Genomic DNA, 12,287 nt, shown 5'->3' on the forward strand with positions numbered 1-12,287 from the left:
CGAAGGCGGCCGCACCGTCGGCTCCGGCGTCGTCTCCAAAATCATCGCATAAGCGTTGGTTCCAAACGGAACGACGCAACGCTGATGACGCGTTGAACAGATTGAAAAGAGCCCTGCTTTGCGGGGCTCTTTTTCGTTTTGCCGGGGGTTGGCGCACTGAAATCAAAACATTCGCTTATTTGATTTAGAATAAAGTAGCCCGGTTTGGGCGGCGATATCCTTTCTACATCTTAGGGGCGAATCTCGCCCGATGACCTGGGAAGGGGACGACATGTTTAAATCGAAACTTCTGATCACTACCGCACTGGCGACCGGTCTTCTGATCACTGGTGTGGCCGCACCTCTTGTTGTTGGATTTGCAACTGTTGCGGTGGCTGCCGAAGGCTCTGGTGAGGGTTCTGGCAGTGGCAATTCCGAAGGAAACGGCCAAAACGGCCAGGGTGGCTCTGAATCGCATGAAGATGGCGAATCCCATGAAGATTCGGATCACGAAAGCGGTGGAGGAAACTCTGATGGCCAGCATGGTCAGGACAATCAGGGCGGCGGCGATGGCCAGACCGGACCGGATGAAACATCGGATGGCGTAGGCCCGCAGGCTGGCAGCCCGTCCCATGACGACGATAACGGCGGCGCGCCTTCGTGGGCACAAGAAGGTATTCCGGAAATCGAACTGGGGCGCCTGAATGTTGCGCGGAGCCCTGAAAAAGTTCTGGATCAGGCCTATGACGAGGCGCTTCTGGCCCTGCCTGCATCGGCAGACTTCTACAACCTGCCGCTTGAAGACATCAAAGATGCACTGGCCAACGATTGGGATAACCTGACGCTGGTCGACAGCCCGCTGTCCAATCTGGCCTTGCTGAAAGATGCGATGGACGGCGAGATCGACCTGACGTCGGTGGGGATCACCAACGACGCCTTCACTCTGGCGGCTGTGTTCCTTGGCATCGCTTCGGACAAAACCGTGCCGATCACAGAAGAGACCGTCATCGCCTTGGCTGTCATCTACGACATTCCGGTATCTGACGCCTACGTCGCGACCTTGGCGTATCACGCCGAAGAAATCCGCGAGGCTGTCTTGGAAGGTCACGGTTAATTCCGGTCGAACTTTTCCGCCCCGCTGCTGTGGGGCGGAATCCAATAACAAATGTTTTGAGGGGTTTGGGACACATGACTAAAACGACAAAACTTTCCGCAGGTTTGCTGGCCGCATTGATCGCAGCGCAACCCATCGCCGCCTTTGCTGAAGGCGAATACATCAAGCTTCAACTGGGCACGTTCGCGCCCACTGCGACCGATGAAAACTGGCAGCCGCATGGCTACCCCGAGGATCCGCAGGTCAACTTTGACATTGGCGGGATGGACAACACCGGTTTTGCCAGCGTGGCCATCGGGAAATCCTTTGGGAACAACATCCGTGGTGATGTCGAACTTTTGGTGACTGGCGCGACGGATGCCACAGGGGCCTGTGACTCGGCTTCGGATGGATCGGCATGCATCGAACATTCTGACATCACGGACGCCAAGTTCAAAACCTCGGCTTTGATGGCAAACGTCAGCTATGACTTTGCCACGTCGGGCAAATTCCAGCCCTATGTCACAGCCGGCGTCGGTGTCGCGCGGAACAAGCTGACGTCGTGGACACGCACAGCCAACGAAGGCAATGACACGGAACGCCCCGTGCGGACCTTTTCGGGTGACACGAACGTCAATCTGGCGTGGTCTGTGGGCGCAGGCATGACCTACGATCTTGGGCAAGTGAAGCGTCCGATGCTTCTTGATGTGTCCTATCGCTACTTCAATCTGGGCGAGGTCGAGGGCGGAACAATGCCGGACGATCCGGGCGAAATTCCTGTCAAAGCGCTGAACTTTGATGTGACTGGTCACGTCGTCGCCGTGGGTGTCCGCATCCCGTTCTAAGGCGCGTCTGCTACACGAATTTGGCTGATGAATGGGCCGCCTTCGGGCGGCCTTTTCCATTGCAGATCCGCGGTTTTGCGCGAGGTCGAAGGGCGGCCGGGCCGAAATATCCCTGTTTCAGGGGGCATGCGACAATCTGGCCGCCGCTTTTTGTGCGGCTCATGCTGCATTTGCAGAAAGGCAAATCTGTTCAATCTTTCAAAGAACTGCGCGAATTGTATTCCCGTGCATACGGATTTGGTATGCCGTGGTATCCCGCTAAGTCATTAAAAACATTTGATTTTTTTAGGTCATTTCGGCAGTTTCTTCTTCTATCACGGGAGAAGGGAAAACCATGGCACTGCAAGTCACCGATTGGATTGGGCGCGAAGAAACTGCCCAAGGTCGTGTCGAAGAAATTCAGGCTGCGATGCTGGCCGCGACACTGTCCGATGCCGGTGCCACCGCTCCGCGCCATGGTGATGAACTGCCCGCCCTATGGCACTGGGTTGCGTTCCTGCCGACCGTGTCGATGCGCGAACTGGCCGAAGACGGTCACCCCAAGCTGGGCGGTTTCCTTCCGCCGGTGGCTTTGCCTCGCCGTATGTGGGCCGCTGGTCAGTTGGAATTCGTCAAACCGCTGCGCGTTGGTGAACGTTTGACCCGCCATTCGATCATCAAGAACGTGGCCGAGAAAGAAGGCTCGACCGGTAAGATGGTGTTCGTCACCGTGGCCCACGAAATCGCGGGCGAAAACGGTCTGGCGATCCGCGAAGTGCAGGACATCGTCTATCTTGAGATGCCCGAGAAATTCCGCGCGCCCAAAGCGATCATTCCGCCGACAGCGACGGTTATCGACAAAACCGTGCCGGTGAACGAAGCGCTGTTGTTCCGCTTTTCCGCCTGCACATTCAACGCGCACCGCATTCACATCGATCTGGATTACGCCCGCGACGTTGAAAAATACCCCAACCTGATCGTTCACGGCCCGCTTCAGGCGATGATGCTGTGTCAGGTGGGAACCCAGCACATGGGCCGCGCGCCGGATCGCTTCAAGTTCCGTGGCGTGCACCCGATGTTTCACGATCGCGACATGCGTCTGCTGGCCGAGGAGGACGGTCAGGGCAAGCTGCGGCTTTGCACAGCGCGGGGCGATGAAAACCAAGGCCTTCAGGCCACCGCCGAATGGGAGGAGACGGCATGACTGGAATTCTGAATGGAATGCGTGTTGTTGAAGGCTCGGCCTTTGTTGCGGTCCCGCTTGCGGGCATGACGCTGGCCCAGATGGGCGCCGAGGTGATCCGGTTCGATCGCATCGGTGGCGGTCTGGACGCCGGTCGCTGGCCGGTCGCACCCAGTGGCGAAAGCTATTTCTGGGCGGGCATGAACAAGGGCAAGAAATCTGTCGCGGTTGATATGAAATCCCGCGAAGGACGCGAGTTGATCAGCCGGATCATCACCGCGCCCGGTCAGGATGCGGGTCTGTTCATCACCAATCTGGCGGTCAAGGGCTGGCTGGATCATGAAACGCTGTCGTCGCAGCGCGAAGACATGATCACGGTCACTCTGAAAGGCGATCGCCACGGCAATCCGCAGGTCGATTACACCGTGAACCCGATGCTGGGCATTCCGGAAATGACCGGCCCCGAAGGCCACGACGCGCCGGTCGCACATGCGCTGCCTGCGTGGGACATTGCCGCCGGTCACGTCGTTGTTCAGGCGCTGTTGGCCGCAGAACGTCACCGTTTGCGCACAGGTGCGGGGCAGGGCGTTGATCTGTCGCTGAAGGATGTCGCCGCAGCGACTTTGGGTCATTTGGGTCTGCTGGGCGAGGCAACGATGACGGGCCGTGCACGCCCCAAGGCGGGCAATGCGCTTTACGGTGCTTATGGGCACGATTTCCTTTGCGCCGACGGCAAACGGGTCATGGTTATCGGTCTGACCGAACGTCAGTGGAAAGGTCTGGTCAAGGTCACCGGAACCGAGGCCGCAATGCAGCGCCTTGCGTCCGCGACCGGTAAGAACCTTGCAGACGAAGGTGTACGTTTCGCCCTGCGTCACGACATCACCGAGATTTTGAAACCTTGGTTCGCCTACCGCCCGCGCGTTGTCGTGGCGCGCGAACTGGACGCGGCGGGTGTCACTTGGGCACCTTTCCGTACGGTCCCCGAGGCCTTGGCCGAAGATCCGGACCTGTCCGAAGATAACCCGATGTTCAAACTGATGGATCAGCCCGGTCTGGGCCGCTTCCCTGTCCCCGGTTCGCCGGTCAACTACACCGGCTTTGCCCGTCAGGAACCTGCACCTGCCGCGCATCTGGGGGCGCAAACGGAAGAGGTCTTGTCCGAAGTCGCAGGCTTAACAGATACGGAAATCCAGCAGTTGTTCGATCGGGGTGTTGTGCAGGATATCGGGCGTCGCAAGACGGCTGCCTGATACGTGGTCACCTGCATCTGCACAAAAAGGCCCGCCTTTATGGCGGGCCTTTTCTGTTCAGCGATCCCCAGCATCGGGGGGAGTGAGTTGGGAGCCGCTAAACTCGGGCTTACTGGTACTGACGGATCAGGGAGTCGATTTTCGATTCGATATCGCTGCGGTGATCTTCGGATGTAACGATCTGCGCCAGCGACAGGATCTGTGTGTCTGTCAGGGCCGATACGTCTTCGTTTGTGTAACGTTCGACCGACGCGATTGTGGCCGGAGCAACGTCAGCAGAAGCAACGCCTGTCAGGGCAGCGAAGGATACAGCGGTAAGTGCGATAAGATTTTTCATGGTTTCAGTCCTTTGATGTGGCGCTCTGCGCCTTTGGGGAGGGGGAGAAAGAAGGGATTGGGATTACTGGTACTGACGGATCAGCGAGTCGATGCGGCTCTCGATTTCAGAGCGGCTGTCTTCGGATGTGACGACCTGCGCCAGCGACAGGATCTGTGTATCTGTCAGGCCAGAGATGTCTTCGTTGGTATAGCGTTCGACCGATGCGATTGTGGCCGGAGCAACATCAGCGGATGCAACGCCTGTCAGAGCAGCGAAAGAAACGGCGGTCAGTGCAATAAGGTTTTTCATGGGTCATTCTCCATTTGATCTGTGTTTTTGCCTGTGCGGCGGTTTGTTTTGGGGAACGCGTTGTTGCGTTCGACAACAGTCAAATTGGGGACTTTCCGCAGGTTCGCAACTCACAGAATTGATCGCGAATTCTCACGTAACTGTGCTATTGAAAAAGGAAATTCAGTGCCCAGTGCGACCGGGATTTTCCGGAAGCCCAACAAAATAAGGCCCTCAAGAATAGGCCATTTTTCACAAACGCTGTCGCAATTCGGGGTGTCAGGGGTGTTAGGATACCCGACACGACGCTTGCACATCTAAGTGTGCATTTGTGCGCAGATGTAATGTTTCTTGCTGCTAACGGTGCGGTGAGCGGTATTCCGCAGAATGTGAGGGTTATGTCACTGTGGGGTCGGCAGGTTTCTTGAAAAACCTTCGCGCGATTCCCAACTTTCCCGCTTGAATTCGGTTTGGGGCCGCTGTATCCCGTCCCTCGGCTTAGGGGTATAGCTCAGCTGGTAGAGCGACGGTCTCCAAAACCGTAGGTCGCGGGTTCGAACCCTGCTGCCCCTGCCAAGCCAAATCACAAAAATCAGCGTAGTGTCAGACAGTGTCAGTCTGTCAACGCCAGCTTTGCGCCCAATGCGCCGAATGTTCCGGCAAAGGCGCGCCTGATCCATGCGGTGACTTTGGGGCGTTGGATCACATAATCGCGCGCCATGGCCGCAAATGCGCCGTAGCCCACAAAAATCACAAAGGTCATCGCCATAAAGACCAGCGCCAGGCCCGTCAGTTGCATTGCAGGCTGTGCGGCGTGCGCAGATATGAACTGCGGCAAGAAGGCCAGAAAGAACAGCGACAGTTTCGGGTTCAGCACGTTCAGAAGCGCGCCGTTGACCGCGATACCGGTGTAGTGCGTCGGCCTGTCGTTTTCGCGCACTTCCAAAGTGCTGTCGTCCTTCAGCGTTTTCCACGCCATATAGAACAGGTAGGCGACGCCCAGATATTTGAGAACCTGAAAGGCCAGCGCGCTGGTGTGCAACAGCGCCGACAACCCCACGATGCTGGCAAAGGCGGCGGGCACGATGCCCACAGTGCAGCCCACTGCGGCGGCGATGCTGGCGCGGAAACCACGGCCCAGCCCGATGGCCAAGGTGTAGATCACGCCCGTGCCAGGCAGCAGAACGACGATCAAGGATGTAAACAGAAATTCAAATGACATGACGGTGCTCCAATTGCCGTCACTGTGTCGGCGCGTGCTTTACCCGTCAATCTTTGAATGCGCCAAAAAATAAGGGCCGCCGGAGCGACCCTTATTTTTGTGTTCAGAAGCGATTACGAAATGTTCAGGTACGCTTTCAGGCGCGGTTCGATTTCGGCTTCGTTGTCTGTCGAGTTAATGATGTCCAAGGCCACCACAACTTGTTCCTCGCTCAGCAGGCTTGCGTCCAGTTCGGGCACATAGCTTTCGATCAGGGCGATCTCACCTTCTGTCGCGCGGTTCAGCGTTTCGGTCGGCGACACCACTGTCAGCAGCGTTTCGATCTGTTCGGCCTTCTGGTCGTTGTTCAGGTCCGAATATGCGACGCTAATCGCTTGGTCCACGACCGGCTGCGGCAGCATGGAGTAGTCAACACCGTCAACATACATGTCCAGCATTGCTTGTTCGCCTTCAGTGATCATGGCCGGTGTAAAGTTTTCACCGTCGACAACATACATGGCCTTCAGCTGGGCTTCGATTTCGCCGCGGGATTTGTCACCCGATTTAATGACGTTCAGGGCAGAAATCACCTGAGTGTCAGACCACGCTGCGACGTTCGCTTCCGGCAGGTAGTTTTCAATGGTGTTAATCTGGCCTTCGGTCGCGGCCATAGCAGCGCCAGCGGTTGTCAGTGTCAGTGCGGTTGTGATCATGAAGCGTTTCATATCTTTCTCCTTATGTGCGCACCGTCGAACCAGTAGCTGGTGAAGTGCGGCTTGTTGTTTGCGTTAGGGTTTGTCACCCGGTTCGTGGAATAAACGGGCCAGCGCCGCAGTCGTTCCGCGAAATTTCAGCACTTCACTCGTATGTGAGGGTTGCTCATATCCCCGCGAACTCAGGGAACTTTTTGCCGTTTCGGGCAATACGCGCGTTCATGTTAGTTCCACGGATCACGCCCCTGTGGCGGGGTGTCGGTACAGATTGGCTTGAAAGACGGCGCGCTTCACCGTATGTGCCGACGGACAGCAAAAAGAGATACGTGTGATGGCAAAAACCAATCCGCTCCAGTTTATTCAGCAGGTCCGCTCGGAAGTGGGCAAAATCGTTTGGCCGACGCGCCGCGAAGTTCTGCTGACGACTGTCATGGTCTTCATCATGGCGGCTCTTACCGCAGTCTTCTTTGCGTTGGTTGATCTGTTGATCCGCGGCGGCCTTCAGGCGCTGCTGGGGATGTTCGGCTAATCGCCCGCTGAAACGGCACAGCCGTCAGGTACTTGAATTCGTGTGGATCATTCGGTAGGCACACGAAACTGTTTAGGCTGGCGTGCAATGATTCGAGTTGCACGCCGCATTTCTTTGTAGGGACCACGTTGCAGGTCGCGCGGATTGCGCTTTAAGACAAGGCAGCGGAAGGACAATAGGGGACGGCCCAATGGCAAAACGGTGGTATTCGGTGAGCGTGCTCTCGAACTTCGAAAAGAAGGTCGCCGAACAAATCCGGACATCTGTAACCGAGCAAGGGCTTGAGGATCAGATTGAAGAAGTGCTCGTTCCGACCGAAGAGGTGATCGAGGTACGTCGCGGTAAAAAGGTAACATCCGAACGCCGCTTTATGCCGGGTTACGTTCTGGTGCGCATGGAAATGTCCGATGCGGGTTACCACCTGATCAACTCAATCAACCGCGTCACAGGTTTCCTTGGCCCGCAAGGCCGCCCGATGCCGATGCGTGACAGCGAAGTGACCGCGATCCTGGGCCGTGTTCAGGAGGGCGAAGAAGCACCTCGTACGCTTATCCACTTCGAGGTCGGCGAGAAGGTCAAAGTCAACGACGGCCCGTTCGAAGATTTCGACGGTATGGTCGAAGGCGTCGACGACGAAAACCAGAAGCTCAAGGTTACCGTGTCCATCTTTGGCCGCGAAACACCTGTCGAACTGGACTTTACCCAGGTCACCAAGCAGGGCTGATCGCCCGCGCCTGAAAAGCATTCTAGCCCTCGATCCAGAAGATCGGGGGCTTTCATTTTCCGGCAGTTTATCGGGGATTTCCCTGTTGCCGGTTGATCTGCGGTGCAAATCACTGTAACCGCACCGCCTATTCCCCATATTGCGGGAATCATTGTGGGAGGCGAGGGCAACGCGTTGTCCGGACCTGACCACACGACAAAAAAGCCAAAGGAACGCGTCCTGCGGCTGTTGGAAAAAGGAGAGGCCTCATGGCCAAGAAGCTTGCTGGCAAGATGAAACTGCAGATCCCTGCAGGTGCTGCCAACCCGTCGCCGCCCGTCGGCCCTGCGCTGGGTCAGCGCGGTATCAACATCATGGAATTCTGTAAGGCGTTCAATGCCAAGACACAGGACATGGAACAGGGCGCACCTTGCCCGACCGAGATCACCTATTATCAGGACAAGTCCTTCACCATGGACATCAAGACGCCGCCTGCGTCTTACTACCTGAAAAAAGCTGCTGGTCTGAAAAACGTGGGCAAGCGTAACCGCCCCCGTGGTGCTGAAAACCCCGGCCGTGAAACTGTTGCAACTGTGACCGTTGCCCAAGTCCGTGAAATCGCAGAAGCGAAAATGAAGGACCTGTCGGCGAACGACGTAGAAGCAGCCATGCAGATCATCCTTGGCTCGGCCAAGTCCATGGGCATCGAGGTGAAGTAAGATGGCGAAACTTGGTAAACGCACCCGCGCCGCACGCGAAGCTTTCGCTGGCAAAGAAAACGTCACCGTCGAAGACGCCGTTGCACTGATCAAAGGCAACTCCAAGACGAAGTTCGACGAAACAGTTGAAATCGCGATGAACCTCGGTGTTGACCCCCGTCACGCTGACCAGATGGTTCGTGGCGTTGTAAGCCTGCCGAACGGCACAGGTAAAACAGTACGTGTTGCTGTTTTCGCTCGTGGCGCAAAAGCAGACGAAGCCAAAGAAGCTGGCGCAGATATCGTTGGCGCAGAAGATCTGATGGAAACCGTTCAGGGCGGCACCATCGAATTCGATCGCTGCATCGCGACACCTGACATGATGCCGATCGTTGGTCGTCTGGGTAAAGTTCTGGGCCCGCGTAACCTGATGCCGAACCCCAAAGTTGGCACAGTTACAATGGACGTTGCTCAGGCTGTTGCTGACGCTAAAGGCGGTCAGGTTCAGTTCAAAGCTGAAAAAGCCGGTGTTGTACACGCAGGCGTTGGCAAAGTGTCCTTCGACGAAGCGAAGCTGGTTGAAAACATCCGCGCCTTCGTTGACGCCGTTGCCAAAGCCAAGCCGACAGGCGCGAAAGGCACATACATGAAGAAGGTCTCTGTATCTTCCTCCATGGGCCCGGGCGTATCGGTCGACGTCGAAAACGCGACAGGCAACTAAGCCTTCTACTCCGTTGCGGAGTAGGCACAGAGTTTTGAAAAAGGCGGGTGGCAACATCCGCCTTTTTTACGTTTCCGGTGTTGTCGCGCATGATGCGAGCCAATCGGGAAAGAAGGACGATTTATGCTGACAGTTGGCGCAATTTTGAAAGAACCGGTGTCCACGGTTGTGCGCTTTGTCGAATGGTACGCCGCTCAAGGGGCAGGGTGCATCGTCCTGTGCTTTGATGATCCCGAAGACCCCGCAATCGACGTGGTCAGCGGGCGTGAGGATGTCATCGCTATTCGCGCGACGCCCGAGTTCTGGGAGGGGCTGGGCACAACGGCAGACGAGCGGTTCACCAAACGCCAGAATCTGGCGATGGGTCACGTCTATCGCAATATCCCCGAGGGCGGCTGGTTCCTGAACGTTGACAGTGACGAACTGCTGTTTTTGGAAGGCCGTACGATTGCCGAAGAGGTGGTCAAACAGCCCGCTTCCTGCCGCGCCCTGCGCTTTCTGCCTGCCGAGCATATCCAAAGCCCCGACGATCCCGACCGTCTGTATTTCCGCCTGCCGCAAAAGGGCTGGGTCCAGCGCAGTATCTATGGCGATTTGGCCCCGGCGGTGAAGCCGCGTAATGGTTTGATGGGGCACACAGTGGGTAAATCGGTGACCCGCACAGGGATGTCGCCTGTCAAAGTGCGCCAGCATTGGATTGAAGATCAGGACGGGCCGATTGAAGGGGCGACTTTGTCGGCGGACGAAGGGACCTATTTGTTCCACTTTGTGGATCAGGGTTACGAGGTTTGGCGCAATAAAATCCGCTGGCGACTGTCATCGCGTGGGTTCCGACTGCCCATGCGACTTGAGATCGAAAAGCGGATGGAGGGGCCAGAGCCTGAAGCCGCGCTGAGGGACCTGTATGACTGCCTGCATGTCTTCAATGAGGAACGTTTGGCGCAGATGGAGCGTGGTGGCGCGTTGCGATCCTGGACACGCGCGGAACTGGGGCTGATGGATCCTGACTGGCCGCCGTCGCATTAGGGGCTTTGCCCCCTTGGCCTTCGGCCAATTCCCCCAAAGTATTTTGGGAAAGAAAATAAGAATAGGCGCCAACCTGAGGACGACGCCCCAGGCGGAGGACGAGGCAAAAATGTCCGTGCGCGATAGCGCATCGGGCCTTGGGATCAGTTTACCCTTGGCATTTAGGACTGATCCGACTATTGCCAGCACCCAAGGGCGCATCGCGATTCGTAGCGCCCTTATTTCGTCCGAGACGGTGGGTTGGTCGCAAGGCCGTTAAATCCTGCCCGAGACGGGAAGAGACATATCGTTCCGTGCTTTCTTCTGAAAGACCGGAGACGCGATTGTGACGACCCGATCGGACCTTTCTGGCCAGACATCTGTCTGGCTGACGTGAGCCGGAGGGGTCGCCCCCTCCAACAATTGGAGTGAAACTGTGGATAGAGCCCAGAAAGAGAAAGTGGTCGAGGAACTCGGCCAGATCTTTGAAAGCTCTGGCGTCGTTGTGGTTGCCCACTACGAAGGTCTCACGGTTGCCGAGATGCAGGATCTGCGGGGTCGCGCACGCGACGCTGGCGCATCCGTACGCGTCGCCAAGAACAGGCTCGCTAAGATCGCTCTTGAGGGTAAGCCCTGCGCAAGCGTGGCATCCTACCTCGAGGGTATGACCGTTCTGACTTATTCCGAAGACCCTGTCGCTGCGGCGAAAGTGGTTGAGGACTTCGCCAAAGATAACAAGAAATTTGAGATCCTTGGCGGTGCAATGGGTGAGAACGCTCTGGACCGAGCTGGTGTAGAAGCTGTGTCGAAAATGCCGTCCCGCGAGGAGCTTATTGCCTCCATCGTTGGCTGCATCGGTGCACCCGCTTCGAACATTGCCGGTGCGATCGGTGCGCCTGCGTCGAACATTGCTTCCATTCTCTCGACCATCGAAGAGAAAGCGGAAGCAGCATAAGGCATCCAGTGGATTTTCGTGGGGTTTATTCCTCGACGTTAGAACACATCTAGTAATGGAAAGTAGTCACAATGGCTGATCTGAAGAAACTCGCAGAAGAAATCGTCAACCTGACGCTTCTCGAAGCACAAGAACTGAAAACCATCCTGAAGGATGAGTACGGCATCGAGCCCGCAGCTGGCGGCGCCGTAATGGTAGCAGCAGCTGGCGACGCAGGCGCAGCAGGCGCAGGCGAAGAGCAGACTGAATTCGACGTCATCCTGAAGTCGGCAGGCGCATCCAAGATCAACGTGATCAAGGAAGTTCGCGGCATCACCGGTCTGGGCCTGAAAGAAGCCAAAGAGCTGGTTGAAGCAGGCGGCAAAGCCGTTAAAGAACAGGTTTCCAAAGAGGAAGCTGAAGACATCAAAGCCAAGCTGGAAGCAGCTGGCGCGGAAATCGAACTCAAGTAATAGTTCGATCTTCGGATGTTTGGGGCGTCCTTCGGGGCGCCCTTTCTTTTTTGTTTTTGTGTCAGTGCTTTCGGTTTGCTTGCGAAATGCTGCAAAACGGGTTAACTATAGTTACGTGGGAATTGTGGTTGCGTTTCCTATCTTTACAGAATATTCGGAAGTCTCCTGCGGGTTCGAGTGATTCGAAGCCCGCTTTTACTTGTCCGATGCAGAGGGTGGCGCGCAACAGCTGATCAACACAATTCGCACACGGACAAAGGCCCAAGAAGGGCGCTGAAAACTCCGTCGCAATTGTGTGTTTTAACGATGAAAAACGCTGACTTGGTAAGATCCTGACAGTTCAGGATTTTTCCAAGGCAGGGCTTTCAGGA

16 protein-coding genes and 1 tRNA gene are annotated in these 12,287 nt (G+C 56.4%); 13 read left to right on the top strand and 4 right to left on the bottom strand.

What is annotated here, in order from left to right:
* The 5 genes from AC4FIA_RS16855 to AC4FIA_RS16875 all read left to right on the top strand — a co-directional run.
* A partial coding sequence (locus AC4FIA_RS16855; RefSeq protein ID WP_490366805.1) for a hypothetical protein occupies positions 1 to 188 on the top strand: 188 nt, incomplete at its 5' end.
* Between the two features lie 83 nt (positions 189 to 271).
* A complete protein-coding gene (locus AC4FIA_RS16860) occupies positions 272 to 1,093 on the top strand; it encodes a hypothetical protein (RefSeq protein WP_490366806.1) in 822 nt (273 codons plus the stop codon).
* Between the two features lie 74 nt (positions 1,094 to 1,167).
* Positions 1,168 to 1,917, top strand: a complete 750-nt coding sequence (locus AC4FIA_RS16865) for an outer membrane protein (protein WP_490366807.1) — start codon at positions 1,168 to 1,170, stop codon at positions 1,915 to 1,917.
* Between the two features lie 334 nt (positions 1,918 to 2,251).
* Positions 2,252 to 3,100 (top strand): HTD2 family dehydratase, encoded by an 849-nt coding sequence (locus AC4FIA_RS16870; RefSeq protein ID WP_490366808.1) that lies wholly within the window; start codon positions 2,252 to 2,254, stop codon positions 3,098 to 3,100.
* Positions 3,097 to 4,332 carry a CoA transferase gene (locus tag AC4FIA_RS16875; protein ID WP_488050060.1) on the top strand — a complete coding sequence of 412 codons (1,236 nt, stop codon included), beginning with the start codon at positions 3,097 to 3,099 and terminating at the stop codon, positions 4,330 to 4,332. Before AC4FIA_RS16870 ends, AC4FIA_RS16875 begins: the two co-directional genes overlap by 4 nt.
* A 109-nt stretch (positions 4,333 to 4,441) precedes the next feature.
* On the opposite strand, the gene AC4FIA_RS16880 is transcribed toward AC4FIA_RS16875, so the two are convergent.
* Both AC4FIA_RS16880 and AC4FIA_RS16885 read right to left on the bottom strand, forming a co-directional pair.
* Entirely contained in the window at positions 4,442 to 4,669 is a 228-nt protein-coding gene (locus AC4FIA_RS16880) for a hypothetical protein (protein WP_490366809.1), read from the bottom strand.
* 63 nt (positions 4,670 to 4,732) lie between these two features.
* Positions 4,733 to 4,960, bottom strand: a complete 228-nt coding sequence (locus AC4FIA_RS16885; RefSeq protein WP_287475302.1) for a hypothetical protein — start codon at positions 4,958 to 4,960, stop codon at positions 4,733 to 4,735.
* Between the two features lie 479 nt (positions 4,961 to 5,439).
* On the opposite strand from AC4FIA_RS16885, the gene AC4FIA_RS16890 reads away from it, so the two are divergent.
* Positions 5,440 to 5,515 (top strand) — tRNA-Trp (locus tag AC4FIA_RS16890).
* Between the two features lie 37 nt (positions 5,516 to 5,552).
* Here the strand turns inward: AC4FIA_RS16890 and AC4FIA_RS16895 are convergent.
* Both AC4FIA_RS16895 and AC4FIA_RS16900 read right to left on the bottom strand, forming a co-directional pair.
* Positions 5,553 to 6,161, bottom strand: coding sequence for a LysE family translocator (locus AC4FIA_RS16895; protein ID WP_490366810.1), 609 nt, complete (start codon positions 6,159 to 6,161; stop codon positions 5,553 to 5,555).
* Positions 6,162 to 6,274: 113 nt separating this feature from the next.
* Positions 6,275 to 6,865: a hypothetical protein gene (locus AC4FIA_RS16900; RefSeq protein WP_103911476.1), complete on the bottom strand. Its 591-nt coding sequence runs from the start codon at positions 6,863 to 6,865 to the stop codon at positions 6,275 to 6,277.
* Positions 6,866 to 7,184: 319 nt separating this feature from the next.
* Here AC4FIA_RS16900 and secE point away from each other — a divergent pair, with 319 nt between their 5' ends.
* From secE to rplL, 7 genes are all read left to right on the top strand, one after another.
* Positions 7,185 to 7,382, top strand: a complete 198-nt coding sequence (gene secE / locus AC4FIA_RS16905; RefSeq protein WP_103911475.1) for a preprotein translocase subunit SecE — start codon at positions 7,185 to 7,187, stop codon at positions 7,380 to 7,382.
* A 190-nt stretch (positions 7,383 to 7,572) separates the two neighbouring features.
* Positions 7,573 to 8,106, top strand: a complete 534-nt coding sequence (gene nusG / locus AC4FIA_RS16910; protein ID WP_103911474.1) for a transcription termination/antitermination protein NusG — start codon at positions 7,573 to 7,575, stop codon at positions 8,104 to 8,106.
* Between the two features lie 248 nt (positions 8,107 to 8,354).
* Positions 8,355 to 8,804: a 50S ribosomal protein L11 gene (rplK, locus tag AC4FIA_RS16915; RefSeq protein ID WP_103911473.1), complete on the top strand. Its 450-nt coding sequence runs from the start codon at positions 8,355 to 8,357 to the stop codon at positions 8,802 to 8,804.
* A 1-nt stretch (position 8,805) separates the two neighbouring features.
* Positions 8,806 to 9,504, top strand: coding sequence for a 50S ribosomal protein L1 (gene rplA, locus AC4FIA_RS16920; protein WP_490366811.1), 699 nt, complete (start codon positions 8,806 to 8,808; stop codon positions 9,502 to 9,504).
* A 123-nt stretch (positions 9,505 to 9,627) separates the two neighbouring features.
* On the top strand, positions 9,628 to 10,530 hold the full coding sequence (locus AC4FIA_RS16925; protein WP_490366812.1) for a glycosyltransferase family protein: 903 nt from the start codon (positions 9,628 to 9,630) through the stop codon (positions 10,528 to 10,530).
* Positions 10,531 to 10,945: 415 nt separating this feature from the next.
* Positions 10,946 to 11,464 carry a 50S ribosomal protein L10 gene (rplJ, locus tag AC4FIA_RS16930; RefSeq protein ID WP_103911470.1) on the top strand — a complete coding sequence of 173 codons (519 nt, stop codon included), beginning with the start codon at positions 10,946 to 10,948 and terminating at the stop codon, positions 11,462 to 11,464.
* 71 nt (positions 11,465 to 11,535) lie between these two features.
* Positions 11,536 to 11,916 (top strand): 50S ribosomal protein L7/L12, encoded by a 381-nt coding sequence (gene rplL / locus AC4FIA_RS16935; protein ID WP_103911469.1) that lies wholly within the window; start codon positions 11,536 to 11,538, stop codon positions 11,914 to 11,916.
* The last annotated feature ends 371 nt before the right edge of the window (positions 11,917 to 12,287 follow it).

Source organism: Thalassococcus sp., assembly GCF_982780845.1.

Coding starts and splice junctions, on each gene's coding strand:
- AC4FIA_RS16860 (WP_490366806.1), top strand. CDS start 272: ATGTTTAAATCGAAACTTCTGATCACTACCGCACTGGCGACCGGTCTT.
- AC4FIA_RS16900 (WP_103911476.1), bottom strand. CDS start 6,865: ATGAAACGCTTCATGATCACAACCGCACTGACACTGACAACCGCTGGC.
- AC4FIA_RS16875 (WP_488050060.1), top strand. CDS start 3,097: ATGACTGGAATTCTGAATGGAATGCGTGTTGTTGAAGGCTCGGCCTTT.
- nusG (WP_103911474.1), top strand. CDS start 7,573: ATGGCAAAACGGTGGTATTCGGTGAGCGTGCTCTCGAACTTCGAAAAG.
- AC4FIA_RS16925 (WP_490366812.1), top strand. CDS start 9,628: ATGCTGACAGTTGGCGCAATTTTGAAAGAACCGGTGTCCACGGTTGTG.
- AC4FIA_RS16865 (WP_490366807.1), top strand. CDS start 1,168: ATGACTAAAACGACAAAACTTTCCGCAGGTTTGCTGGCCGCATTGATC.
- secE (WP_103911475.1), top strand. CDS start 7,185: ATGGCAAAAACCAATCCGCTCCAGTTTATTCAGCAGGTCCGCTCGGAA.
- rplL (WP_103911469.1), top strand. CDS start 11,536: ATGGCTGATCTGAAGAAACTCGCAGAAGAAATCGTCAACCTGACGCTT.
- AC4FIA_RS16880 (WP_490366809.1), bottom strand. CDS start 4,669: ATGAAAAATCTTATCGCACTTACCGCTGTATCCTTCGCTGCCCTGACA.
- AC4FIA_RS16870 (WP_490366808.1), top strand. CDS start 2,252: ATGGCACTGCAAGTCACCGATTGGATTGGGCGCGAAGAAACTGCCCAA.
- AC4FIA_RS16885 (WP_287475302.1), bottom strand. CDS start 4,960: ATGAAAAACCTTATTGCACTGACCGCCGTTTCTTTCGCTGCTCTGACA.
- AC4FIA_RS16895 (WP_490366810.1), bottom strand. CDS start 6,161: ATGTCATTTGAATTTCTGTTTACATCCTTGATCGTCGTTCTGCTGCCT.
- rplK (WP_103911473.1), top strand. CDS start 8,355: ATGGCCAAGAAGCTTGCTGGCAAGATGAAACTGCAGATCCCTGCAGGT.
- rplA (WP_490366811.1), top strand. CDS start 8,806: ATGGCGAAACTTGGTAAACGCACCCGCGCCGCACGCGAAGCTTTCGCT.